This is a genomic window from Streptomyces buecherae (assembly GCF_014295035.1).
Classification (GTDB): domain Bacteria; phylum Actinomycetota; class Actinomycetes; order Streptomycetales; family Streptomycetaceae; genus Streptomyces; species Streptomyces youssoufiensis.
On the sequence record NZ_CP060404.1, the window covers coordinates 3,498,189 to 3,522,482 of the forward strand.

At 68.3% G+C, this 24,294-nt stretch carries 20 protein-coding genes; 1 reads left to right on the forward strand and 19 read right to left on the reverse strand.

From position 1 onward, the window contains the following. Nucleotides 1-2 precede the first annotated feature (2 nt). From rpsC to H7H31_RS13205, 9 genes are all read right to left on the reverse strand, one after another. A complete protein-coding gene (gene rpsC, locus H7H31_RS13165) occupies nucleotides 3-839 on the reverse strand; it encodes a 30S ribosomal protein S3 (protein WP_187064897.1) in 837 nt (278 codons plus the stop codon). Next, entirely contained in the window at nucleotides 839-1,186 is a 348-nt protein-coding gene (rplV, locus tag H7H31_RS13170; RefSeq protein ID WP_176166333.1) for a 50S ribosomal protein L22, read from the reverse strand. The genes rpsC and rplV overlap by 1 nt, the downstream gene beginning before the upstream one ends. Before the next feature lie 83 nt (nucleotides 1,187-1,269). After that, nucleotides 1,270-1,551 carry a 30S ribosomal protein S19 gene (gene rpsS, locus H7H31_RS13175; protein ID WP_014178772.1) on the reverse strand — a complete coding sequence of 94 codons (282 nt, stop codon included), beginning with the start codon at nucleotides 1,549-1,551 and terminating at the stop codon, nucleotides 1,270-1,272. A gap of 12 nt (nucleotides 1,552-1,563) precedes the next feature. Beyond that, the gene (rplB, locus tag H7H31_RS13180; protein WP_176163504.1) at nucleotides 1,564-2,400 is read right to left on the reverse strand and encodes a 50S ribosomal protein L2; all 837 of its coding nucleotides are present in this window, start codon (nucleotides 2,398-2,400) and stop codon (nucleotides 1,564-1,566) included. Nucleotides 2,401-2,447: 47 nt separating this feature from the next. After that, complete coding sequence (gene rplW, locus H7H31_RS13185; RefSeq protein ID WP_187064898.1) at nucleotides 2,448-2,780, reverse strand: 50S ribosomal protein L23; 333 nt, start codon at nucleotides 2,778-2,780, stop codon at nucleotides 2,448-2,450. After that, nucleotides 2,780-3,454 (reverse strand): 50S ribosomal protein L4, encoded by a 675-nt coding sequence (gene rplD, locus H7H31_RS13190; RefSeq protein ID WP_176163502.1) that lies wholly within the window; start codon nucleotides 3,452-3,454, stop codon nucleotides 2,780-2,782. The genes rplW and rplD overlap by 1 nt, the downstream gene beginning before the upstream one ends. An 8-nt stretch (nucleotides 3,455-3,462) precedes the next feature. Further along, nucleotides 3,463-4,107 (reverse strand): 50S ribosomal protein L3, encoded by a 645-nt coding sequence (rplC, locus tag H7H31_RS13195; RefSeq protein ID WP_176163501.1) that lies wholly within the window; start codon nucleotides 4,105-4,107, stop codon nucleotides 3,463-3,465. Nucleotides 4,108-4,120: 13 nt separating this feature from the next. Continuing rightward, nucleotides 4,121-4,429, reverse strand: coding sequence for a 30S ribosomal protein S10 (rpsJ, locus tag H7H31_RS13200; RefSeq protein WP_003948644.1), 309 nt, complete (start codon nucleotides 4,427-4,429; stop codon nucleotides 4,121-4,123). A 457-nt stretch (nucleotides 4,430-4,886) separates the two neighbouring features. Continuing rightward, on the reverse strand, nucleotides 4,887-5,468 hold the full coding sequence (locus tag H7H31_RS13205) for a Uma2 family endonuclease (protein WP_372455063.1): 582 nt from the start codon (nucleotides 5,466-5,468) through the stop codon (nucleotides 4,887-4,889). Nucleotides 5,469-5,872: 404 nt separating this feature from the next. Between H7H31_RS13205 and H7H31_RS13210 the strand changes: the two genes are divergently transcribed. Then, complete coding sequence (locus H7H31_RS13210; protein WP_232109817.1) at nucleotides 5,873-8,080, forward strand: PIG-L family deacetylase; 2,208 nt, start codon at nucleotides 5,873-5,875, stop codon at nucleotides 8,078-8,080. A gap of 279 nt (nucleotides 8,081-8,359) precedes the next feature. On the opposite strand, the gene tuf is transcribed toward H7H31_RS13210, so the two are convergent. The 10 genes from tuf to H7H31_RS13260 form a co-directional block, all read right to left on the reverse strand. Beyond that, on the reverse strand, nucleotides 8,360-9,553 hold the full coding sequence (tuf, locus tag H7H31_RS13215; RefSeq protein ID WP_176163497.1) for an elongation factor Tu: 1,194 nt from the start codon (nucleotides 9,551-9,553) through the stop codon (nucleotides 8,360-8,362). Between the two features lie 248 nt (nucleotides 9,554-9,801). After that, nucleotides 9,802-11,904, reverse strand: coding sequence for an elongation factor G (gene fusA / locus H7H31_RS13220; protein ID WP_187064900.1), 2,103 nt, complete (start codon nucleotides 11,902-11,904; stop codon nucleotides 9,802-9,804). Nucleotides 11,905-11,942: 38 nt separating this feature from the next. Continuing rightward, entirely contained in the window at nucleotides 11,943-12,413 is a 471-nt protein-coding gene (rpsG, locus tag H7H31_RS13225; RefSeq protein ID WP_176163495.1) for a 30S ribosomal protein S7, read from the reverse strand. 2 nt (nucleotides 12,414-12,415) lie between these two features. Then, nucleotides 12,416-12,787, reverse strand: coding sequence for a 30S ribosomal protein S12 (rpsL, locus tag H7H31_RS13230; RefSeq protein ID WP_003948652.1), 372 nt, complete (start codon nucleotides 12,785-12,787; stop codon nucleotides 12,416-12,418). Between the two features lie 486 nt (nucleotides 12,788-13,273). Further along, nucleotides 13,274-13,744, reverse strand: coding sequence for a DUF1707 and DUF4190 domain-containing protein (locus tag H7H31_RS13235; RefSeq protein WP_187064914.1), 471 nt, complete (start codon nucleotides 13,742-13,744; stop codon nucleotides 13,274-13,276). A gap of 224 nt (nucleotides 13,745-13,968) precedes the next feature. Next, complete coding sequence (locus tag H7H31_RS13240) at nucleotides 13,969-17,883, reverse strand: DNA-directed RNA polymerase subunit beta' (RefSeq protein ID WP_187064901.1); 3,915 nt, start codon at nucleotides 17,881-17,883, stop codon at nucleotides 13,969-13,971. Between the two features lie 122 nt (nucleotides 17,884-18,005). Then, entirely contained in the window at nucleotides 18,006-21,488 is a 3,483-nt protein-coding gene (gene rpoB, locus H7H31_RS13245; RefSeq protein ID WP_176163493.1) for a DNA-directed RNA polymerase subunit beta, read from the reverse strand. 590 nt (nucleotides 21,489-22,078) lie between these two features. Continuing rightward, nucleotides 22,079-22,465, reverse strand: a complete 387-nt coding sequence (rplL, locus tag H7H31_RS13250) for a 50S ribosomal protein L7/L12 (RefSeq protein ID WP_187064902.1) — start codon at nucleotides 22,463-22,465, stop codon at nucleotides 22,079-22,081. A 130-nt stretch (nucleotides 22,466-22,595) separates the two neighbouring features. Beyond that, nucleotides 22,596-23,126, reverse strand: coding sequence for a 50S ribosomal protein L10 (gene rplJ, locus H7H31_RS13255; RefSeq protein ID WP_187064903.1), 531 nt, complete (start codon nucleotides 23,124-23,126; stop codon nucleotides 22,596-22,598). Nucleotides 23,127-23,391: 265 nt separating this feature from the next. Further along, nucleotides 23,392-24,261, reverse strand: a complete 870-nt coding sequence (locus H7H31_RS13260; protein ID WP_187064904.1) for a hypothetical protein — start codon at nucleotides 24,259-24,261, stop codon at nucleotides 23,392-23,394. Nucleotides 24,262-24,294: the final 33 nt, after the last annotated feature.

Here is a 24,294-nt window from a genome sequence, read left to right on the forward strand (position 1 = left end):
GGTCAGGCCTCCGTTCCGGTGGTCTCCGCCGGAGCAGCGGCGGCGGGCGCCTCGGCCTTGGGGGCCTCGGTCGCCGGGGCCGACTGCTGCGGCTTGCGGCCGCGGCCGCCACGCTCGCCACCCCGGCCACCACGGGCCGGGCGCTCGTTGCCGCCGCCACGCGAGGGGCGGTTGCCCGCGCGGGCCGCGGCGTTCTCGGCGCGGACCTCGGCGATGTTCTTGACGTCGCCCTTGTAGATCCACACCTTCACGCCGATGCGGCCGAAGGACGTCTTGGCCTCGAAGAAGCCGTAGTCCACGTTGGCGCGCAGGGTGTGCAGGGGCACGCGGCCCTCGCGGTAGAACTCCGAGCGGGACATCTCGGCGCCGCCGAGACGGCCACCGCACTGGATCTTGATGCCCTTGGCGCCCGCCTTCATCGTCGACTGCATGCTCTTACGCATGGCGCGACGGAAGGAGACACGCGAGGAGAGCTGCTCGGCGACGGCCTGGGCCACCAGCTGAGCGTCCGTCTCCGGGTTCTTCACCTCGAGGATGTTGAACTGGATCTGCTTGCCGGTGAGCTTCTCCAGGTTGCCCCGGAGCCGGTCGGCCTCCGCGCCGCGGCGGCCGATGACGATGCCCGGCCGGGCGGTGTGGACGTCGACGCGGACCCGGTCCCGGGTGCGCTCGATCTCGACCTTGGAGATGCCGGCCCGCTCCATGCCCTGGGTGAGCATGCGACGGATCGCGACGTCTTCCTTGACGTAGTCCTTGTACAGCTTGTCGGCGTACCAGCGGGACTTGAAGTCCGTGGTGATGCCGAGCCGGAACCCGTGCGGGTTTACCTTCTGGCCCATTACCGGGTTCCTTCCTTGCTGCTGACGACCACGGTGATGTGGCTGGTCCGCTTGCGGATCCGGTAGGCACGGCCCTGGGCGCGCGGCCGGAACCGCTTCAGGGTCGGGCCCTCATCCACGTAGGCCTCGGAGATGACGAGGCTCTGAGCGTCGGTGTGGTCGTAGTTGTGCGCGGCGTTGGCAATGGCGCTGTCGAGCACCTTGCCAACCGGCACGCTGGCGGCCTGCGGGGCGAAACGCAGGACCGCCTGAGCCTCCGTGGCATCCATGCCACGGATAAGGTCCACCACGCGGCGGGCCTTCATGGGCGTGACGCGGATGTACCGCGCCTGGGCCCTGGCTTCCATGGTTGTCCCTTCGGTGTCTGTCATGGTCGGTGCACCCCCGCCGGAGCGGGGAACCCCACCTTTCGGTCTTCGCTTTCCGCAGATCAGCGACGACGCGACTTGCGGTCGTCCTTCTCGTGGCCGCGGAAGGTGCGGGTCGGCGCAAACTCGCCGAGCTTGTGGCCGACCATCGACTCGGTGACGAACACCGGGACGTGCTTGCGGCCGTCGTGCACCGCGATCGTGTGGCCGAGCATGGCCGGGACGATCATGGAGCGGCGGGACCAGGTCTTGATGACGTTCTTGGTGCCTGCCTCGTTCTGTACGTCCACCTTCTTGATCAGGTGGTCGTCGACGAAGGGCCCCTTCTTGAGACTGCGCGGCATCTAAACCCGCTCCTAGCGCTTCTTGTTCGTCTTGCGGCGGCGGACGATGTACTTGTTGCTGGCCTTCTTCGGCGAGCGCGTACGGCCCTCCTTCTGACCCCACGGCGAGACCGGGTGGCGACCACCGGAGGTCTTGCCCTCACCACCACCGTGCGGGTGGTCGACGGGGTTCATCACGACACCGCGGACGGTCGGGCGAACGCCCTTCCAGCGCATACGGCCGGCCTTGCCCCAGTTGATGTTCGACTGCTCGGCGTTGCCGACCTCGCCGACGGTGGCGCGGCAGCGGACGTCGACCAGGCGAATCTCGCCGGACGGCATACGCAGGTGGGCCATGGAGCCCTCACGCGCCAGCAGCTGCACGGAGGCACCAGCGGAGCGGGCGAACTTCGCGCCGCCGCCGGGCCGCAGCTCGATGGCGTGGATGACCGTACCGACCGGGATGTTGCGCAGCGGCAGGTTGTTGCCCGGCTTGATGTCGGCCCCGGGGCCGTTCTCGATCCGGTCGCCCTGCTTCAGGCCAGCGGGGGCGATGATGTAGCGCTTCTCGCCGTCCGCGTAGTGCAGGAGCGCGATGCGCGCGGTGCGGTTGGGGTCGTACTCGATGTGTGCGACCTTCGCCGGGACGCCGTCCTTGTCATGACGGCGGAAGTCGATCACGCGGTACGCGCGCTTGTGTCCGCCACCCTGGTGACGAACGGTCACGCGACCGGCGTTGTTACGACCGCCCTTGCTGTGCAGCGGGCGGACCAGCGACTTCTCCGGCGTGGACCGCGTGATCTCGACGAAGTCGGCGACGCTGGAGCCACGACGGCCCGGAGTCGTCGGCTTGTACTTGCGGATACCCATTTCTCAGTCCTCGGAAGATTCCGGACTTCTGGACGTTCCGATCTCCGTTAGGAGACCGGGCCGCCGAAGATGTCGATACGGTCGCCCTCGGCGAGGGTCACGATGGCGCGCTTGGTGTCCTTGCGCTTGCCGAAACCGGTCTTGGTCCGCTTGCGCTTACCCTGCCGGTTGATCGTGTTGACCCCAGTGACCTTGACCGAGAAGACCGCCTCGACGGCCTGCTTGATCTGGGTCTTGTTCGCGCGCGGGTCGACGATGAACGTGTACTTGTTCTCGTCAAGCAGCGCGTAGCTCTTCTCCGAGACCACCGGCTTGACCAGGATGTCACGGGGGTCCGTGAAGGTCTTGCTGGTGATCGTCTGCGCGGTTGCCTCACTCATCAGGCGTCGCTCCCTTCGAGCTCGGCCTCGGAGGCGACAGCCTTGGCAGACGCGGCCGGACCGGCCACGAAGGACTCGTAGGCAGCCTGCGTGAAGACCACGTCATCGGAGACGAGCACGTCGTACGTGTTGAGCTGGCCCGGCTCCAGGATGTGCACCTGAGGCAGGTTGCGGGCGGACAGCCACGCAGCCTCGTCGGACCGGTCGACGACCAGGAGCAGGTTCTTGCGCTCGCTGATCTTGCCGAACAGGTTCTTCGCGGCCTTGGTGGAGACCTCGCCCTCGACCACGCCGGTGACGACGTGGACGCGGTTGTGACGCGCCCGGTCCGAGAGGGCACCGCGCAGGGCGGCGGCCTTCATCTTCTTCGGGGTGCGCTGCGAGTAGTCGCGCGGCACGGGGCCGTGCACGACGCCACCGCCGGCGAACTGCGGCGCGCGGGTCGAGCCCTGACGGGCGCGGCCGGTGCCCTTCTGGCGGTAGGGCTTCTTGCCACCGCCGCGGACCTCGCCACGGGTCTTGGTCTTGTGCGTGCCCTGACGGGCAGCGGCCAGCTGGGCGACGACGACCTGGTGGATCAGCGGAATGCTGACCTGCGCGTCGAAGATCTCCGAGGGGAGTTCGACGGTCCCGGCCTTGTCGCCTGCCGGCGAAAGGATGTCAATGGTGCTCATCGGTTACCTCAGGCCCCCTTGGCCGCGGTACGGACCAGGACGAGGCCGCCGTTCGGACCAGGAACCGCGCCCTTGATCAGGAGCAGGCCCTTCTCCGCGTCAACGGCATGGACGGTCAGGTTCTGGGTGGTGACCCGCTCGTTGCCCATGCGGCCAGCCATGCGCAGGCCCTTGAACACGCGACCCGGGGTGGCGCAGCCGCCGATGGAGCCGGGCGAGCGGTGCTTGCGCTGCGTGCCGTGGCCGGCGCCGAGGCCGGCGAAGCCGTGGCGCTTCATGACACCGGCGGTGCCCTTGCCCTTGCTGGTGCCGGTCACGTCGACCTTGACACCGGACTCGAACACCTCGGCCGTGACCTCCTGGCCGAGCGTGTACTCGCTGGCGTCAGCGGTACGCAGCTCCACCAGGTGGCGGCGCGGGGTCACGTCCGCCTTGGCGAAGTGGCCCTTGAGGGGCTTGTTCACCTTGCGGGGGTCGATCTCGCCGAAGGCGATCTGGACGCCGTTGTAGCCGTCCGAGTCAGCGGTACGGACCTGGGTCACGACGCACGGCCCGGCCTTGACGACGGTGACCGGAACAACGCGGTTGTTCTCGTCCCATACCTGCGTCATGCCGAGCTTCTCGCCCAGGACGCCCTTGATCTGCTTAGCCATCTCGCGCGTCACCTCAGAGCTTGATCTCGATGTCGACGCCCGCCGGCAGGTCGAGACGCATGAGCGAGTCAACGGTCTTCGGCGTGGGGTCGAGGATGTCGATGAGGCGCTTGTGCGTGCGCATCTCGAAGTGCTCGCGCGAGTCCTTGTACTTGTGCGGCGACTTGATGACGCAGTACACGTTCTTCTCAGTGGGCAGCGGCACCGGGCCCGCGACCGACGCACCAGTGCGAGTCACCGTCTCGACGATCTTCTTCGCCGAAGAGTCGATGACCTCGTGGTCGTAGGCCTTGAGCCGGATGCGGATCTTCTGTCCCGCCATGGCTACTTCGTAGTCCTGTCTCTCGTAACGCTCTGGGACCCGGTGCGTTTGCGACCTTTCCCCGACCCACGCGGTCGGGCGTGTCGCCCTCCTTCTTGTAATTCTCCACAGGAGAATTCCCTGCTGAAGGGGGTTGTGGGGGAAGATCACCCACCGGGCGCCTGGCTGGGGCCCCGCTACGCTTCCCGGAAGATTCCCGTACTTCCGCCCCTGCGCCTTGCGGCACACAGCATGGGGCGACGAGTACTGCGGGACTCGCTTCCAGTCCCCCCGGCGGGAGGCGCGCAACATCGGCACTCAACCGAGCAACCTGGACAGTGTGCCATACGGGGCATGCCGGTCGCGAATCGAGCCTTGGAGGGTACCCCACAGGAGTGGCGGCGAATCGTCACCGGGGGAAGCGACGGCGTGGCTCGGGCCCGCCGGAGGCCATGATCGGAACCCGCCACGACCCGGCTCAGCGCGAGCCCGAGGTGAGGTCGATGTCCAGGGTAAACGGGACCGACAGCCTGAGCCGCTCGTGGTGGATGCCGGTGAGCGCGTAGACCTGGGTCACCGGGTCCCGCTCGTAGGTGTGCACCACGGGGTGGTCCTCGTCGCCGGCCATCTCGACCAGCCAGAAGTGCGGGATACCGGCGGCGGCGTACTTACGGGGCTTGGTGTCGCGGTCCCTGGCCTCCGAATCCGGGGAGACCACCTCGACGACGAGCAGCACGTCCGCGGCCTCGAAGCTGGTCTGCCGGCGGCTGCGCACCGCCTCCTCGCGGACGACGAACAGGTCGGGCTCCGGCGCGTTGCGCGGCCCCAGCACCACGGTCATCTCCCGACCGACCAGCAGGTGATCCGGCACGGTCCGACGCAACCCGCTCTCCAGCAGGTACAGCGTCGCCATGTGAAAGATCCGCTGCGGGCCCGCGAAGACCAGGCTCCCGTCGATCAACTCCGTGTGGGGCGGGAGGTCGGGCAGCGTGAAGAGATCGTCCACCGTGTAGCCGTCCGGCGGCGGCACCGGCCACGGGTTCAGCGATTCGGCAGTCATGGCCCCTCCCATGGGCGAGAACCCGCACCGCCTTCTCACCGTAGCGCTCCGGCGGGCGCTCGTTGCCGCTCGTACGGGTGAAGAGGGGGGAAGCCACGGGCACCGTGCCCGCTCCGTCCTACCGTGGGCCGCCGCCCGCGCACTCCCGGCAGGCACCGCGAGGACGCGCCGACGAGCCACCGGGGGCACCGCCCTACCCGAACCCGACGGTGGCCCAACCCCCCGTCCCACCACCCCAGTTGACCTGTCCGAAAGACAGCGCAACCGTCTCGCGGTGATCAACTTGTGACCACCGAACTCCCCCATCCCGGGCAACCAACGCGCACGGCACGCCGTCTGCCCTAGCGCGAGCGCAGCCCAGGGACGTAGGTGCTGCCCTGGAACGACATCGCGAGGCACAGCAGGTGAATAGCACGACCCCGTGGTCGCCGCCGGGACGGCGACAGGTGGTGGCGGCGCTGGCGGCCCTCACGGCGGCCGGCGTCGTCGGCGGTCGGGCGCGGCACTCCAGCGCCAGCCAGACCGCGCTGCCGGGCGGCTCGGCCGCGCCCGTACGTTCGGTGGACCCGCACGCCGCCGAGCCGTTCACCACCGTCACCGGCGAGAAGGACGCGCTGCTCCTCCAGGTCCTCGCGCACCCGGACGACGACCTGTACTTCATGAACCCGGACGCCCGGCACGTGCTGGAGGCCGGCATACCCGTGGTGTCCGTGTACGTCACCGCGGGCGAGGCGCTGGGCGTCAACAACGCGCCGGGCCGCCCGCTCCCGCCGCCCGACAAGCCCGGCTACGCCTCCGCCCGACAGCAGGGGCTGCGCCAGGCGTACGCGGAGATGCTCGGGATGCACCGGTTCACCCGCTGGCAGCGCTCGGTCCTCGAACTGCCCGGCGGGCTGAGCGCCGAGACCAACTTCCTCGCGCAGGGCGCCCGTTCGGTGCGGCTGATCTTCCTGAACATCGCCACGCTCTCCGCCGCCGGCGCCCGCACCCCGCACCTGTGGGACACCCCGGGCACCACCATGGAGACGCTGCTGCCCACCGGGTCGCCGCTGCGCGCCGTCAGCACGTACCGCCACGAGACGCTGGTCGACGTGCTCGCGCACCTCATGGACCAGTTCCGGCCCACCCTCGTGCACACCATGGACCCCGACCCCGACTTCCAGGTGCACGACGCCACCCACCGGCGCGACAGCGACCAGCCGGGCTGCTCCGACCACCGCGACCACACGCCGGTCGCGCTGTTCACCTGGAAGGCGATGTTCCAGTGGGCAGCCGACGCCGCGCGCCGCGACGGCCGCGCCCCCCGGTTCACCACCACCGCCTTCCGGGGCTACTACAACCAGCGCTGGCCGAAGAACCTGCCGGCCGATGTCGTGGGCGACAAGGCCCGTTTCCTGGCCGCGTACGGCGGCGGGCCCGACTGGGAGTGCGGCAACCCGGCCGGCTGCGGCGACTACGGCCAGGGCGGCACCCGCCCGCTGCGCAACCGCAAGGGGTGGATACGCAGCACCCACTACCGCCACCCCGGCCCACGGCTCGCCCCGCTCACCGAGCCGGACGGCCGGACCGTCGCGTACGGCGTGCTCGGCACCCAGGCGGTGCGCTGGCGCGAGACCGCGCCCGGCAGCGGGCGCTGGGGCGCCCCGCACAACCTCGGCGGCGGCCCGCTGGCCCCCGCGCTGTGCGCCGTGGTCGACCGGGCCGGCCGGCAGTCGCTCTTCGCGCTGCGGTTCGCCGCCCTGGAGGGCCAGGGCGGCGCCAACGTACGGGAGTTGGTGGTCCTCGAACAGCGTCGCGCCGGCGGCCCGTTCCGGTCCTGGCGCGGGCTCGGCACCCCGGAGGAGGACCCCGAGCGGGGCCGCCGAGTGGGCTGCCCGGTCGCCATCGCGACGCCCGACGGCCGGGTCCACCTGTTCGCCCGTACGGCTGACAAGGGCCTGGCCACCCGGGTCCGCGACGCGCGCGGGGACTGGGCCCCCTGGCAGTCGATCCCCGAGGCGGGCGCGCCCGGCACCGGCGCGGCGCCCCTCGCCGAGGCCGACGAGATCCAGGACGGGCTCAGCGTCACGCTCGACGCCCACGGCCTGGTCCACGTCTTCGCCGCGGGGCGCGGCACGCTGCGCCACTGGGCGCAGACCGGCGCCGGCAGCCCGGTCAGCGCCCAGCCGCCCACCGGGCTGCCCGCCCCCGGCGAACAGCCGGCCGTCGCCCTCGCCCCCTCCGGCGCCCTGCTGCTCACCTACCGCACCCCCGCCGCGGCCGAGCCGATCAGCTACGTCTTCGGCGGCGACCAGGCCGACACCCCCGCCACGCGGCTGCGCGGCTTCGCCGGGTACGGGCCGCTGAGCACCTCGTACGCACCGGCCGACGAGGACGCCGAGGAGCCCGAGCCGCAGGCGCTGGCCCTCGGTCGGGGCCGGGACGGCGAGGCGGTCCTGCAGTACGGCACGGGCCCGGCCGTCCGCCCCCTGCGCTCACCCGCACGGCTGCGGCCGGTGGGGTTGCCGGCCCTGGTCCCGCCGGGCCCGCGGGCCTCGCCGGCCCGCGTCGTCGGCCTCTCCCCCGCTGCCACGCCCTGGCTCTGGCAGCCCCGCCCCACCGGGCAGGCGTAGCCCGACAAGCCCGGCCCGGGCCGTCGCGCGTACGCGCAGCGGCCCGGGGGCGGCCGGCGGCCGGGCACCGCGCGCGGGCCGGACGCGCACGCCGCCGGGCACCGCGCGCGGGCCGGGCGCGCGTAAGGGCCAGGCGCGCGCGTCCGGGCACGGAAAAAGCCCGGGCCCCACTCGCGGTGAAGCGAGTGGGGCCCGGGCCGATGCCGCGAGAGCGCGACCTTCCGTTCCTGGGCCGGCCACGCCCGGGGGCGGGGCCGGCTGGGAGACGGAAGCGTCAGATCACTTGTTGATCTTGGTGACCTGACCGGCGCCCACCGTCCGGCCACCCTCACGGATGGCGAACTTCAGGCCCTCTTCCATGGCGACCGGCTGGATGAGCTGGACGGACATCTCGGTGTTGTCGCCCGGCATGACCATCTCGGTGCCCTCGGGGAGGGTCACAACGCCCGTCACGTCCGTGGTACGGAAGTAGAACTGCGGGCGGTAGTTGTTGAAGAACGGGGTGTGACGGCCACCCTCGTCCTTCGACAGGATGTAGGCCTGGGCCTCGAACTCGGTGTGCGGCGTGACCGAACCGGGCTTGATGATGACCTGGCCGCGCTCGACGTCCTCGCGCTTGATGCCACGGAGGAGCAGACCGACGTTCTCACCGGCCTGGCCCTCGTCGAGCAGCTTGCGGAACATCTCGATGCCGGTGACCGTGGTGGTGGTCTTCTCCTGCTTGATCCCGATGATGTCAACGGTCTCGTTGACCTTCAGGATGCCTCGCTCGATACGACCGGTGACGACGGTGCCACGACCGGTGATCGTGAAGACGTCCTCGATCGGCATCAGGAACGGCTTGTCGACGTCGCGCTCGGGCTGCGGGATCGACTCGTCGACGGCCTTCATCAGGTCGAGGACGGACTTGCCCCACTCCGCGTCGCCCTCAAGGGCCTTGAGCGCGGAGACCTTGACGACCGGCAGGTCGTCGCCCGGGAACTCGTACTCGGAGAGCAGCTCGCGAACCTCAAGCTCGACGAGCTCCATGATCTCCTCGTCGTCCACCATGTCGGCCTTGTTCAGCGCGACAACGATGTACGGCACGCCCACCTGGCGGGCGAGGAGCACGTGCTCCTTGGTCTGCGGCATCGGACCGTCGGTCGCGGCGACCACGAGGATCGCGCCGTCCATCTGGGCGGCACCGGTGATCATGTTCTTGATGTAGTCCGCGTGACCCGGGCAGTCAACGTGGGCGTAGTGACGCGACTCGGTCTGGTACTCGACGTGCGCGATGGAGATGGTGATACCGCGCTGGCGCTCCTCAGGAGCCTTGTCGATCTGGTCGAAGGCCGAGGCCTCGTTCAGGTCCGGGTACGCGTCGTGCAGCACCTTGGTGATCGCCGCCGTAAGCGTCGTCTTACCGTGGTCAATGTGACCAATGGTGCCGATGTTGACGTGCGGCTTAGTCCGCTCGAACTTCGCCTTCGCCACTGGGGTCCTCCTGTGGACTGGTGCTGTACTCCATCCACACTTTGCGGATGGGTTCAGGTGGTCTTGACCGAACCGACCAGGACCCCGAGGGGATGCCCTTGGCCGTATTCGCTTGGGGGCCGGCGTCCGGGGCCCCGCCACAGGACGCGTGGTGCGTTCTGTGGCGGAATGCCCCGATGCCTGTGCTCCAGCCTAAAGGCTGAGCAACGGTGTGGGCTCATCCCCGCTGCTGCGGGGACGGGCCCTCGTCACTCGCCCTTGACCTTCGCGATGATCTCCTCGGCGACGTTCCGCGGAACCTCGGCGTAGGAGTCGAACTGCATGGAGTAGCTCGCGCGACCGGAGGTCTTGCTCCGCAGGTCACCGACGTAGCCGAACATCTCCGAGAGCGGAACCAGGCCCTTGACGACCTTGGCGCCGCTGCGGTCCTCCATGGACTGGATCTGTCCACGGCGGGAGTTGATGTCGCCGATGACGTCGCCCATGTAGTCCTCGGGGGTGGTGACCTCGACGGCCATCATCGGCTCCAGCAGAGCCGGCGACGCCTTGCGAGCACCCTCCTTGAACGCCATGGAGCCAGCGATCTTGAAGGCGAGCTCGGAGGAGTCGACCTCGTGGTAGGCGCCGTCGAGCAGCGTCACCTTGACGCCGGTCAGCGGGTAGCCGGCCAGCACGCCGAACTCCAGGGCCTCCTGGCAGCCCGCGTCCACGGACGGGATGTACTCCCGCGGGATGCGGCCACCGGTGACCTTGTTCTCGAACTCGTACCCGTCGCCCTCAAGCGGCTCGATCGCGATCTGCACCTTGGCGAACTGGCCGGAACCACCAGTCTGCTTCTTGTGCGTGTAGTCGATCCGCTCGACGGCCTTGCGCAGCGTCTCGCGGTACGCGACCTGCGGCTTACCGACGTTGGCCTCGACCTTGAACTCGCGCTTCATACGGTCGACCAGCACGTCGAGGTGCAGCTCGCCCATACCCGCGATGATGGTCTGGCCGGTCTCCTCGTCGGTGTGGACCTGGAAGGACGGGTCCTCCTCGGCGAGGCGCTGGATGGCGACACCCAGCTTCTCCTGGTCGCCCTTGGACTTCGGCTCGATGGCGACCTGGATCACCGGAGCCGGGAAGTTCATGGACTCCAGGATCACCGGGTTACCGGAGTCGGAGAGCGTCTCACCGGTGGTGGTCTGCTTGAGACCCATGACGGCGACGATGTCGCCGGCGCCCACGCTGGCGATCTCCTCACGCTTGTTCGCGTGCATCCGGTAGATCTTGCCGATGCGCTCCTTCTTGCCCTTCACGGAGTTCAGCACCTGGGTGCCGGCCTCCATGCGGCCGGAGTAGATCCGGACGAAGGTGAGCTTGCCGAGGTGCGGGTCGCTCATGATCTTGAAGGCAAGCGCGGCGAGCGGCTCGTCGTCCGAGGCCTTGCGGAAGATCTCGGTGTCCTCGTCGTCGACCTTGTGGCCGGTCACGCCCTCGACGTCCACGGGGGACGGGAGGTAGGCGACCACCGCGTCGAGCAGGGGCTGGACGCCCTTGTTCTTGAACGCGGTGCCACAGAAGACCGGGGTGAGGTTACCGGCGATGGTGGCGCGGCGGATGCCGGCCTTGAGCTGCTCCTCGGTGGGCTCCTGGCCCTCCAGGTACAGCTCCATCAGCTCTTCGTCGCCCTCGGCGGCGGTCTCCAGGAGCTTGTCGCGCCACTCGGCGGCGGCCTCGACGTGCGTGTCCGGGATGTCCAGGACGTCGTACATCTCACCCTTGGCCGCCTCGGCGGACCACACCAGGGCCTTCATCCGGACGAGGTCGACCACGCCCTTGAAGTCGGCCTCGGCGCCGATCGGGAGCTGCATGACGAGCGGGGTCGCACCGAGGCGGTCGACGATCATGTCGACGCAGCGGTGGAACTCGGCACCGACGCGGTCCAGCTTGTTCACGAAGCAGATGCGCGGAACGTTGTAACGGTCGGCCTGGCGCCACACCGTCTCGGACTGCGGCTCCACACCGGCGACACCGTCGAACACCGTCACGGCACCGTCGAGCACGCGCAGCGAACGCTCCACCTCGACGGTGAAGTCGACGTGGCCCGGGGTGTCGATGATGTTGATGGTGTGGTCGACGTCGTCCACCGGCCAGTGACAGGTGGTCGCGGCCGACGTGATCGTGATGCCGCGCTCCTGCTCCTGCTCCATCCAGTCCATCGTGGCAGCGCCGTCGTGGACCTCACCGATCTTGTAGCTCACACCGGTGTAGAACAGAATCCGCTCGGTGGTCGTCGTCTTGCCCGCGTCGATGTGGGCCATGATCCCGATGTTGCGGACCCTGGCCAGGTCAAGTGAAGTGGTGGCCATCTGGCTCAGTCTTCTCTCGGTTTCGATGGGGGTAGCGACTACCAGCGGTAGTGCGCGAAGGCCTTGTTGGACTCGGCCATCTTGTGGGTGTCCTCGCGACGCTTGACCGCGGCGCCCAGACCGTTGCTGGCGTCCAGGAGCTCGTTCATCAGACGCTCGGTCATGGTCTTCTCGCGACGGGCGCGCGAGTAGCCCACGAGCCAGCGCAGCGCGAGGGTGGAGGCGCGGCCGGGCTTGACCTCGACCGGCACCTGGTAGGTGGCGCCACCGACGCGGCGGGACTTCACCTCAAGGGTCGGCTTGATGTTCTCCAGAGCGCGCTTGAGCGTGATGACCGGGTCGTTGCCGGTCTTCTCGCGCAGCCCCTCCATGGCGCCGTAGACGATGCGCTCGGCGGTGGAGCGCTTGCCGTTCAGGAGCACCTTGTTGATGAGGGAGGTGACAAGAGGAGAGCTGTAGACCGGGTCGATGATGACCGGGCGCTTCGGGGCGGGGCCCTTACGAGGCATTCTTACTTCTCCTTCTTGGCGCCGTAGCGGCTGCGAGCCTGCTTGCGGTTCTTGACGCCCTGGGTGTCGAGCGAGCCACGAATGATCTTGTAGCGAACGCCCGGCAGGTCCTTCACACGACCGCCACGCACGAGCACGATCGAGTGCTCCTGCAGGTTGTGGCCCTCACCCGGAATGTAAGCGGTGACCTCGATGCCGCTGGTCAGACGCACACGCGCGACCTTACGCAGGGCCGAGTTCGGCTTCTTCGGGGTGGTCGTGAAAACACGCGTGCAGACGCCGCGACGCTGGGGGGAACCCTCCAGCGCGGGCGTCTTGTTCTTCTCGACCTTGTCCTGCCGGCCCTTGCGGACCAACTGCTGGATCGTAGGCACCGTTTCTCCGGTTTCTGTGTGCCGTCTAGTAAAGCTAACCTGGGGTTTCTCCGACCCACGCGGTCGGGTGTGTCGCGCACTCCAGACCGCTGCGATGAGCGAGAGAGTGCGGAGTTTGGTGCGGAACACCTCGGTCCCCAAAAAATTGGGGGTACTCCTCCAGGCTCCGTCCGGGGCACCTCACCTCGACGGAAGTCAAGGAAGTGTGCGCGCACGGGAGCCCAGGGACACGCCAGGCACAAGGTCAGAGCGTACCTACCGCATCGGCTCCGGTCAAAACAAATGCACACGCGTAGGACACGCCGGGCGGCTCGCGGCGCTCCCGCTTACCGTAGTGCGCCCGCTCCCGTCGCGGAAGCGCGTCTCAGCCGCCGAACCCCGGCCGCGCCGCCACGCCCCCGCGCCCCCCAGCGCCCCCGCTGACGCGCCGGGAGCCGCCGGGCTCGGAGCCGTTCGCCCAGGTCAGGGCCGTGGACCGGGAGCGGGTCAGAGGCTCACCGCCACCAGGCCGAAGAGTATGACCAACATGACCCCGAAGCTGAGCACCCCGTAGCCGAGCACCAGGCCGGCGATGGCCATGCCGTCGCCCTGCTCCCCCGTGCGACGGATCTCACCCCGCGCCTTGTGCCCCAGGATCACCGCCGGGATCGCCGTGACGCCGACCATGGTGCCGAGGATGCCGCACACCAGGGCGCCCGTCGCGCTCCCGTTGGTCCGCGCCGACGCCGGCAGGAAGGTCTGCGGCACCATCGGCGCCACCGGCCGCGGGGCGAACTGCGGCTGGGCCAGCGGCCCTTGGGGCAGGTCCCCGACCAACACCTGGAGTTCGCCGTACGTCTGCGCCTGGTAGGCCCGGGTGATGCGCTCCTCGTACTCGGGCTGTGGGAGCCGCCCCTCCGCGAAGCCGGCCTTCAGGACGTCCACCGCCCGCTCCCGCTCGGCGTGCGAGACACGCATCATCGGCGACTGATTCATCGGCTGGGCCGGTTGTCCGCCCTGCCACGGTTGGAACGCCACCCCTGTACCTCCCCCAGCTAGACAGCTCCCTCTATCATCCACGACGAACCGCGGGGCGGTCATCCCACACTGGGATGACCGCCCCGCGGTTCTACCGATGTTCCGCCACCCGGCGGGCCCGGCCGGCCCGAAGGCCGTGACCGAGCCGTACGCCGTGCGCCGGCCTACTGGTTGTACGGACCGTAGTCGTAGTCCTCCAGCGGGACGGCCTGACCCGAACCCGTCCCGAAGGGCGAGTAGTCGATGTCGTCGTAGCCGACGGCCGAGTACATCGCGGCCTTGGCCTCCTCGGTCGGCTCGACCCGGATGTTGCGGTAGCGGGACAGGCCCGTACCGGCCGGGATGAGCTTACCGATGATGACGTTCTCCTTGAGGCCGATCAGGGAGTCCGACTTGGCGTTGATCGCCGCGTCGGTGAGCACCCGGGTCGTCTCCTGGAAGGACGCCGCCGACAGCCACGACTCGGTGGCCAGCGACGCCTTGGTGATGCCCATGAGCTGCGGACGACCCGAAGCCGGGTGACCACCCTCCTGCACCACGCGGCGGTTCTCGTTCTCGAACCGCGAGCGCTCCACCAGCTCGCCCGGCAGCAGCTCCGCGTCGCCGGACTCGATGATCGTCACACGGCGCAGCATCTGCCGGATGATGATCTCGATGTGCTTGTCGTGGATCGACACACCCTGCGAGTTGTAGACCTTCTGGACCTCGCCGACCAGGTGCACCTGCACGGCACGCTGGCCGAGGATGCGCAGCACGTCGTGCGGGTTGGTGGCACCCAGCGTCAGCGCCTGGCCCACCTCGACGTGGTCGCCCTCGCCGACCAGGAGTCGGGCTCGCTTCGAGACGCCGTACGACGTCTCGTCGGAGCCGTCGTCCGGGGTGACGACGAGCTTCTTGGTCTTCTCGGTCTCCTCGATGCGCACCCGACCGGCCGCCTCCGAGATGGGGGCGACACCCTTGGGCGTACGGGCCTCGAAGAGCTCGACGACACGCGGCAGACCCTGGGTGATGTCGTCACCGGCCACACCACCGGTGTGGAAGGTACGCATCGTGAGCTGGGTGCCGGGCTCACCGATGGACTGGGCCGCGATGATGCCGACGGCCTCGCCGATGTCCACCAGCTTGCCGGTGGCCAGCGAGCGGCCGTAGCAGAAGGCGCAGGTGCCGACGGCGGACTCGCAGGTGAGGACCGAGCGGGTCTTGACCGTGGTCACACCGTGCTTGACGAGCTGGTCGATGAGGACATCGCCCAGGTCGACGTTGGCCGGCGCGATGACCTTGCCGTCCACCACGACGTCCTCGGCGAGCATCCGCGCGTACACGCTGGTCTCGACGTCCTCCGTCTTGCGCAGCACGCCGTCCGGGCCCTTGGTGGCGATGGCCAGCTTGAGGCCGCGCTCGGTACCGCAGTCCTCCTCGCGGATGATCACGTCCTGCGAGACGTCCACCAGACGACGGGTCAGGTAACCCGAGTCGGCGGTACGCAGGGCGGTGTCCGCGAGACCCTTACGGGCACCGTGGGTGGCGATGAAGTACTCCAGAACGGAGAGGCCATCACGGTAGGACGCCTTGATCGGGCGCGAGATGGTCTCGTTCTTGGCGTTGGACACCAGACCACGCATACCGGCGATCTGACGCATCTGCATCATGTTTCCGCGCGCGCCGGACTCGATCATGATGAAGATCGGGTTGGTGCGCGGGAAGTTCCGCTGCATGGCCTCGGAGACCTCGTTGGTCGCCTTGTTCCAGATGACCACGAGCTCCTGGTGACGCTCGTCCCGGGTGATCAGACCGCGCTCGAACTGCTTCTGGACGTGCAGCGCCTTGGCCTCGTACTCGTCCAGGATCGCCGGCTTCTCCGGCGGGCCGAGGATGTCGGAGAACGCGACGGTCACGCCCGAGCGGGTGGCCCAGTGGAAGCCGGCCGCCTTCAGGTTGTCCAGCGTCGCCGCCACGATGACCTTGGGGTAGCGCTCGGCCAGGTCGTTGACGATCTCGGAGAGCTGCTTCTTGCCCACCGAGTAGTCGACGAACGGGTAGTCCTCGGGCAGCAGCTCGTTGAAGAGCGCGCGGCCCAGCGAGGTGGTCAGCCGGAAGCTGTCACCCGGCTGGTACGGCCGGGTCAGCTCGCCGTGCTCGTCCTCCGTCGGCTCCGGCGGGGTCCAGCCCCGCGGCGGCATGGTGCCGACCGGGAAGCGGATGTCCACCTTGGCCTGGAGGGAGAGCTCCCGGTTGTCGAACGCCATGATCGCTTCGGCGGTCGAGCCGAAGGACCGGCCCTCGCCGATGACCTCGCGCTCCGCCTCGTCGGTGGTGAGGAAGAACAGACCGAGGACCATGTCCTGGGTCGGCATCGTCACCGGCCGGCCGTCGGCGGGCTTGAGGATGTTGTTCGAGGACAGCATCAGGATGCGGGCCTCGGCCTGCGCCTCCGCGGACAGCGGCAGGTGCACGGCCATCTGGTCACCGTCGAAGTCCGCGTTGAACGCGGTGCACACGAGCGGGTGGATCTGGATGGCCTTGCCCTCGACGAGCTGCGGCTCGAACGCCTGGATGCCGAGGCGGTGCAGGGTGGGCGCACGGTTGAGGAGCACCGGGTGTTCGGCGATGACCTCTTCGAGCACGTCGTACACCACGGTGCGACCGCGCTCGACCATCCGCTTGGCGCTCTTGATGTTCTGCGCGTGGTTCAGGTCCACCAGGCGCTTCATCACGAACGGCTTGAACAGCTCCAGCGCCATGGCCTTGGGCAGACCACACTGGTGCAGCTTGAGCTGCGGGCCGACGACGATGACGGAACGGGCCGAGTAGTCGACGCGCTTACCGAGCAGGTTCTGCCGGAAACGACCCTGCTTGCCCTTGAGCATGTCACTCAGGGACTTCAGCGGGCGGTTGCCCGGGCCGGTGACCGGACGGCCGCGGCGGCCGTTGTCGAACAGCGCGTCGACGGCCTCCTGGAGCATCCGCTTCTCGTTGTTCACGATGATCTCGGGGGCACCGAGATCAAGGAGACGCTTGAGGCGGTTGTTCCGGTTGATGACGCGGCGGTACAGGTCGTTCAGGTCCGAGGTCGCGAAGCGGCCACCGTCGAGCTGCACCATCGGGCGCAGGTCCGGCGGGATGACCGGGACGCAGTCCAGGACCATGCCGTTGGGGCTGTTGCGGGTCTGCAGGAACGCCGAGACGACCTTGAGCCGCTTGAGCGCACGGGTCTTCTTCTGGCCCTTGCCGGTGCGGATGATCTCCCGCAGCCGCTCGGCCTCCTCCTCCAGGTCGAAGGACTCCAGGCGCTTCTGCAGCGCGGCGGCGCCCATGCCACCCATGAAGTAGGTGCCGAAGCGGTCGCGCAGCTCGCGGTAGAGCAGCTCGTCGCCCTCGAGGTCCTGGACCTTGAGGTTCTTGAAGCGGTTCCACACCTCGTCCAGGCGGTCGATCTCGCGCTGGGCACGGTCGCGGAGCTGCTTCATCTCGCGCTCGGCGCCCTCGCGCACCTTACGGCGCACGTCGGCCTTGGCGCCCTCGGCCTCCAGCTCGGCCAGGTCGGTCTCGAGCTTCTTGGCCCGGGCCTCCAGGTCGGCGTCGCGGCGCTGCTCGATCTGCTGCCGCTCCACGGAGACGTGCGCCTCCAGCGACGGCAGGTCGCGGGTGCGGCGCTCCTCGTCCACCCAGGTGATCATGTACGCGGCGAAGTAGATGACCTTCTCGAGGTCCTTCGGCGCGAGGTCGAGCAGGTAGCCCAGGCGCGACGGGACGCCCTTGAAGTACCAGATGTGGGTGACGGGGGCGGCCAGCTCGATGTGGCCCATCCGCTCGCGGCGCACCTTGGCGCGGGTGACCTCAACGCCACAGCGCTCGCAGATGATGCCCTTGAACCGGACGCGCTTGTACTTGCCGCAGTAGCACTCCCAGTCCCGGGTCGGGCCGAAGATCTTCTCGCAGAAGAGTCCGTCCTTCTCGGGCTTCAGGGTGCGGTAGTTGATGGTCTCCGGCTTCTTGACCTCGCCGTGGGACCACTGCCGAATGTCGTCCGCGGTGGCCAGGCCGATCCGCAGCTCGTCGAAGAAGTTGACGTCGAGCACTTGTCGTCAATCCCTCTTTCAGGGTCGTGCCCCTCGCGTCAGCGAGAATTGGGGCTCTTCATCATGGTCTGTACGGGTCCTGGGCGACCGGGACGCCCGGGCGGGCGCCCCGGTCAGGCCCGTCAGACCTCTTCGACGCTGCTCGGCTCGCGCCGGGACAGGTCGATTCCGAGCTCCTCCGCCGCGCGGAAGACATCTTCGTCAGTGTCACGCATCTCGATGGACATGCCGTCCGAGGAGAGCACCTCCACGTTGAGGCACAGGGACTGCATCTCCTTGATGAGCACCTTGAAGGACTCCGGGATGCCGGGCTCCGGGATGTTCTCGCCCTTGACGATGGCCTCGTAGACCTTCACGCGACCGGTGACGTCGTCGGACTTGATGGTCAGCAGCTCCTGGAGGGCGTACGCGGCGCCGTAAGCCTCCAGCGCCCACACCTCCATCTCACCGAATCGCTGGCCACCGAACTGGGCCTTACCACCCAGCGGCTGCTGGGTGATCATGCTGTACGGGCCGGTGGACCGGGCGTGCAGCTTGTCGTCCACCAGGTGGTGCAGCTTGAGGATGTACATGTAGCCGACCGAGATCGGGTCCGGGAACGGCTCGCCGGAGCGGCCGTCGAACAGCCGCGCCTTGCCGGACGGCTGGACCATCCGCTCGCCGTCCCGGTTCGGGATCGCGGCCTGGAAGAGGCCGGCGATCTCGTCCTCGCGGGCGCCGTCGAAGACCGGGGTCGCGACGTTGGTGCCCGAAGCCACCTCGTCGGCGCCGATCGCCTGGAGCCGCTGCATCCAGTCCGCGTCGCCCTCGACCTTCCAACCCTGGGAGGCCAGCCAGCCGAGGTGGATCTCCAGCACCTGTCCCGGGTTCATTCGGGACGGGACACCCAGCGGGTTCAGGATGATGTCGACCGGGGTGCCGTCCTCCATGAACGGCATGTCCTCGACCGGCAGGATCTTGGAGATGACGCCCTTGTTGCCGTGGCGGCCGGCGAGCTTGTCACCGTCGGTGATCTTGCGCTTCTGCGCCACGTAGACACGGACGAGCTGGTTCACGCCGGGCGGCAGCTCGTCGCCCTCCTCGCGGTCGAAGACGCGGACGCCGATGACCTTGCCGATCTCGCCGTGCGGCACCTTGAGCGAGGTGTCACGGACCTCGCGGGCCTTCTCACCGAAGATCGCGCGCAGCAGCCGCTCCTCGGGGGTCAGCTCGGTCTCACCCTTGGGCGTGACCTTGCCGACGAGGATGTCGCCCGCGACGACCTCGGCACCGATGCGGATGATGCCGCGCTCGTCGAGGTCGGCCAGGACCTCCTCGGAGACGTTCGGGATGTCCCGGGTGATCTCCTCGGGGCCGAGCTTGGTGTCCCGCGCGTCGACCTCGTGCTCCTCGATGTGGATCGAGGAGAGGACGTCGTCCTGGACCAGCCGCTGGCTGAGGATGATCGCGTCCTCGTAGTTGTGGCCCTCCCACGGCATGAACGCCACGAGGAGGTTCTTGCCGAGCGCCATCTCACCCTCGTCGGTGGACGGACCGTCGGCGAGCACCTGACCGGTGACCACGCGGGCGCCCTCGTCCACGACGACCTTCTGGTTGAAGGAGGTGCCCTGGTTGGAGCGGGAGAACTTGGCGACCCGGTACGTGGTGTACGTGCCGTCGTCGTTGGCCACCGTCACGTAGTCGGCGGAGACCTCCTGGACGACACCGTCCTTCTCGGCCTTGATGACGTCACCGGCGTCGACCGCGCAGCGGTACTCCATGCCGGTGCCCACCAGCGGCGCCTCCGCCTTAATCAGCGGCACGGCCTGGCGCATCATGTTGGAGCCCATGAGCGCGCGGTTGGCGTCGTCGTGCTCGAGGAAGGGGATCATGGCCGTCGCGACCGACACCATCTGGCGCGGCGAGACGTCCATGTAGTCGACCTCGTCGCCCGGGATGTAGTCGACCTCGCCACCACGGCGGCGCACCAGCACGCGGGACTCGGCGAACCGCAGGTCGTCGGTGAGCGGCGCGTTGGCCTGCGCGATGACGAAGCGGTCTTCCTCGTCCGCGGTCAGGTAGTCCACGTCGTCCGTGACCTGACCGCCGGTGACCTTGCGGTACGGGGTCTCCACGAAGCCGAAGGCGTTGACCCGGCCGTAGGAGGCGAGCGAGCCGATCAGGCCGATGTTCGGGCCTTCCGGCGTCTCGATCGGACACATGCGGCCGTAGTGCGAGGGGTGCACGTCACGGACCTCGAAGCCGGCCCGCTCACGGGAGAGACCACCGGGGCCGAGCGCCGACAGACGCCGCTTGTGCGTCAGGCCCGACAGCGGGTTGGTCTGGTCCATGAACTGCGACAGCTGGCTGGTGCCGAAGAACTCCTTGATGGAGGCGACGACCGGCCGGATGTTGATCAGGGTCTGCGGCGTGATCGCCTCGACGTCCTGGGTGGTCATGCGCTCGCGCACGACGCGCTCCATCCGGGCCAGGCCGGTGCGGACCTGGTTCTGGATGAGCTCGCCGACGTTACGCAGACGACGGTTGCCGAAGTGGTCGATGTCGTCGGTCTCGACGACGATCGTGTTGCCGCTCTCGCCGGTCGTCTCGGTCTCGCCCGCGTGCAGCTTGACCAGGTACTTGATCGTCGCGATGACGTCCTCGGTGGTCAGCACGCCGGCGTCCAGCGGCTGGTCGGCACCGAGCTTCTTGTTCACCTTGTAGCGGCCGACCTTGGCGAGGTCGTAGCGCTTGGGGTTGAAGTACAGGTTCTCAAGGAGCGTCTGCGCGGCCTCACGCGTGGGGGGCTCGCCCGGACGCAGCTTGCGGTAGATGTCGAGCAGCGCGTCGTCCTGCCCCTGGGTGTGGTCCTTCTCCAGGGTGGCGCGCATGGACTCGTACTCGCCGAACTCCTCAAGGATCTGCTCGGTGGTCCAGCCGAGCGCCTTGAGCAGGACGGTGACGGACTGCTTGCGCTTGCGGTCGATGCGCACACCGACCATGTCGCGCTTGTCGACCTCCATCTCCAGCCAGGCACCCCGGGACGGGATGATCTTGGCGGTGAAGATGTCCTTGTCGGAGGTCTTGTCGATGGAGCTGTCGAAGTAGACGCCCGGGGAGCGGACCAGCTGCGAGACGACGACACGCTCGGTGCCGTTGATGCAGAAGGTGCCCTTGTTGGTCATGAGCGGGAAGTCGCCCATGAAGACCGTCTGAGACTTGATCTCGCCGGTCTCGTTGTTGGTGAACTCGGCGGTGACGAAGAGCGGCGCGGCGTACGTGAAGTCGCGCTCCTTGCACTCGTCGATCGAGTTCTTCGGAGGCTCGAAGCGATGGTCACGGAACGTGAGCGACATCGACCCAGAGAAGTCCTCGATCGGGGAGATCTCCTCGAAGATCTCCTCCAGACCGGACTTGGTGGGGACGTCCTGCCCACTCTCCAGCGCAGCCTCGACGCGAGCCTTCCAGGCGGCATTGCCGAGCAGCCAGTCGAAGCTTTCGGTCTGCAGCGCGAGGAGGTTCGGAACCCCGAGGGGCTCCTTGATCTTCGCAAATGAAATGCGCAGCGGGGCAGTGCTGTCGCCGGTGTTCGTATTGGCAGTCGAGGCGTTGCGCGAGGCGGCCAAGAGGGGGTCCTTCCGAGGGCTCGGACTCACTACGCGCATACCGGTCCCCTACGGAGCACGCAGAAAGAATTCCCTGGTCAGGGTGGATCGGTCGGCGTACTCACGTGCGGGCTTGCCCCTGGTGACGGGCAGGAGGCAGCTAAACGGCAGCGCAAAGGGTCAGTGTAGCCACTTGGCCCACTGATGTCCAGAGCGGATATCCGGAGACTGGCAGTGCCAACCTCTCCCTCCGGGAGGGGTCGCCCCCTCGTTGTCTTCCAACGCCGTCTTCCAACGCCTGCGGCAAGGCTTCCCGCTTCGCGCTCGTTCCATGCCTTCGCCCGTCGACCGATCTGAGTCCGGTCCGACCTCGCGTCCTGAGAATTGCGCGCCACGTGCCGTTCGTCAAGGGCCACCCGGGCGCCGAGATCATCACACGCACACCGGCGGGGGCAACGAAGATCACCCTACCCGCAGGCACCGACAGGCGATCGACAAGACACCGTACCCCGTGCCCGAACGCGCCAGGGCGACCACCCGCTTGGGTGATCGCCCTGGAAACGACCGAGTCAGCGACTCAGGCCACGCGCGGCAGCGCGCGGAGTGAGGTGTTACTTGACCTCGACGGAGGCGCCGGCGCCCTCGAGGGACTCCTTGGCCTTGTCCGCGGCCTCCTTGTTGACCTTCTCCAGAACCGGCTTCGGGGTGCCGTCGACGAGGTCCTTGGCCTCCTTCAGACCCAGCGAGGTCAGCTCACGCACGACCTTGATGACCTGGATCTTCTTGTCGCCCGCACCGGTGAGGATGACGTCGAACTCGTCCTTCTCCTCGACGGCCTCGGCGGCGGCGCCACCAGCGGCACCCTGCGCGACGACGGCGGCCGGGGCGGCGGCGGTGACGTCGAACTTCTCCTCGAAGGCCTTCACGAAGCCGGCGAGCTCGATGAGGGTCATCTCCTCGAACTGGGCAAGCAGGTCTTCCTGGCTGAGCTTCGCCATGATGGCGGTCCTTCCACTAATTCGGCTGGTGCCGGATGTACATGTCGGCGGGCGTGTGCCTGACGGCATTGCTCCGTAGACGGGCCCGCTGCGACCGTCGCCCTAGGCGGCGGTCAATGCGTGAGCCGAATTACTCGGCACCGCCCTGCTCGGCCTTCTGGGCGCGAAGCGCTTCCGCGGTGCGGACGAACTTCGACGGAAGCGCCTGGAAGAGCGCGGCAGCCTGGGACTGCTTGCCCTTCATGGCACCCGCCAGCTTGGCGAGCAGAACCTCGCGGGACTCGAGGTCCGCAAGCTTGTTGATCTCGTCGGCGGACAGCGCCTCACCGTCAAGGACACCGCCCTTGATGACGAGGTGGGGGTTGTCCTTGGCGAAGTCGCGCAGACCCTTCGCCGACTCCACCGGGTCACCGGTGACGAAGGCGATCGCCGTCGAACCCGTGAACAGGTCGTCGAGCGAGCTGATCCCGGCCTCGTTGGCCGCGATCTTGGTCAGCGTGTTCTTCGCCACGCGGTACTGGGCGTTCTCACCGAGAGCGCGGCGCAGCTCCTTGAGCTGCGCGACACTCAGGCCGGTGTACGCCGTGACCACTGCGGCATTGGAGCTGCGGAACTTGTCCGTCAGCTCGGCAACCGCGGCAGCCTTGTCGGGCCTCGCCATGAGCCTCGGCCTCCTTCCGGGTGATCGGACCGCATTGGCTGAAGGAAGGAGACTGGGCAAAACGAAACGCCCCGGCGCAGGCGCACGGGGCGTGGCTCAACCGGAAGAACTCCGGGAACTCATCCACAGTCACCTGCGCAGGCCGTCCGCAGCTAGCGGAATCCTTCGGTCACCGTGTCTCTTGCGGAGACACCGCGACGACCAGCGGTCTTTGGCTTCTGTGGAAGAGTACGCGAACGTGTCGCGCACGGGCAAATCGGGGCCGTCAGCCCTGCGGCATCACGTCTTCGAAGTTGATGGTGTCCGAGGCGGGCGGCTCCTCGACGGTGACCTGGGTGCCGTAGTCGGAGTAGAAGACGGTGGCGTCGAACTTGCCCTGGCTGCTGTCGGCCTGCTCGCGCTTCTTGACCAGGAGGTTGTCGCCGTCGATCCACAGGTCGATGGTCTCGGTCTCCATGCCGCTCTGCTGGAGCTGCTGCTGCAGGTCCAGCAGGTCCTGCTTGGAGAGGTCCTTGGACTGCATCTGGGCCAGCTCGGAGACGTTCACCACGCCGGTGTAGTGGGTGGCCTTCGTGCCCCGCACGTCCTCCTTGCCGACCTCGCGCACCTTGCCCGTGGCGATCAGGATCTGCACGGCCCGCGACGGGTCGGTGTTCTGCATCTGGTCCTTGAGGAACTTGCCCGAGGGACCGGCCTTCTCGACGAGGGTGGCGTAGTCGTACTTCATCCAGTGCTTGCCCTTGCCCTGCGGCGAGCTGGCCAGCTCGTCGCCGAGGTTCATGAACATCGCGTCCGGGGTGTAGCGGGCCTCGCGCGCCTTGCCGTTCGCGCCCGGCTGGCCGCCGCCGCTCTGCGTGATGTTCATCGTGGCGCGCATGCCGTTCGACCAGTCCATGCTGCCGGACATGGTGGAGGTCATGCCCGCCATGGCGGTGGTGCCGTCCACCTTCGCCGAGTGCTGCTTGGTGGTGCTCTGCGAGGCGAGCTGGAGCGCGGCTATCGCGTTCTTCGCGGGGTCTCCCGACTTCTTCGTACCCTCGCCGTCACCGGAGTCGCTCCCGCACGCCGTCAGGCCCGCCAGCAACGCCAGGCCGCCGACCGCGGCGGCGGCACGCGTGCCAATCCGTACTGCCATACCGGAACTACGCACAGGTCCCCCTCTTTAACT

Excerpts from the sequence above, each read along its gene's own strand:
- rpsC (WP_187064897.1), bottom strand. The coding sequence starts at position 839 with ATGGGCCAGAAGGTAAACCCGCACGGGTTCCGGCTCGGCATCACCACG.
- H7H31_RS13260 (WP_187064904.1), bottom strand. The coding sequence starts at position 24,261 with ATGGCAGTACGGATTGGCACGCGTGCCGCCGCCGCGGTCGGCGGCCTG.
- H7H31_RS13205 (WP_372455063.1), bottom strand. The coding sequence starts at position 5,468 with ATGACTGCCGAATCGCTGAACCCGTGGCCGGTGCCGCCGCCGGACGGC.
- rpsS (WP_014178772.1), bottom strand. The coding sequence starts at position 1,551 with ATGCCGCGCAGTCTCAAGAAGGGGCCCTTCGTCGACGACCACCTGATC.
- rpsG (WP_176163495.1), bottom strand. The coding sequence starts at position 12,413 with ATGCCTCGTAAGGGCCCCGCCCCGAAGCGCCCGGTCATCATCGACCCG.
- rplL (WP_187064902.1), bottom strand. The coding sequence starts at position 22,465 with ATGGCGAAGCTCAGCCAGGAAGACCTGCTTGCCCAGTTCGAGGAGATG.
- H7H31_RS13235 (WP_187064914.1), bottom strand. The coding sequence starts at position 13,744 with ATGCGTGTCTCGCACGCCGAGCGGGAGCGGGCGGTGGACGTCCTGAAG.
- rplW (WP_187064898.1), bottom strand. The coding sequence starts at position 2,780 with ATGAGTGAGGCAACCGCGCAGACGATCACCAGCAAGACCTTCACGGAC.
- rplV (WP_176166333.1), bottom strand. The coding sequence starts at position 1,186 with ATGGAAGCCAGGGCCCAGGCGCGGTACATCCGCGTCACGCCCATGAAG.
- rplB (WP_176163504.1), bottom strand. The coding sequence starts at position 2,400 with ATGGGTATCCGCAAGTACAAGCCGACGACTCCGGGCCGTCGTGGCTCC.
- rpsJ (WP_003948644.1), bottom strand. The coding sequence starts at position 4,429 with ATGGCGGGACAGAAGATCCGCATCCGGCTCAAGGCCTACGACCACGAG.
- rplC (WP_176163501.1), bottom strand. The coding sequence starts at position 4,107 with ATGGCTAAGCAGATCAAGGGCGTCCTGGGCGAGAAGCTCGGCATGACG.
- fusA (WP_187064900.1), bottom strand. The coding sequence starts at position 11,904 with ATGGCCACCACTTCACTTGACCTGGCCAGGGTCCGCAACATCGGGATC.
- rplD (WP_176163502.1), bottom strand. The coding sequence starts at position 3,454 with ATGAGCACCATTGACATCCTTTCGCCGGCAGGCGACAAGGCCGGGACC.
- rplJ (WP_187064903.1), bottom strand. The coding sequence starts at position 23,126 with ATGGCGAGGCCCGACAAGGCTGCCGCGGTTGCCGAGCTGACGGACAAG.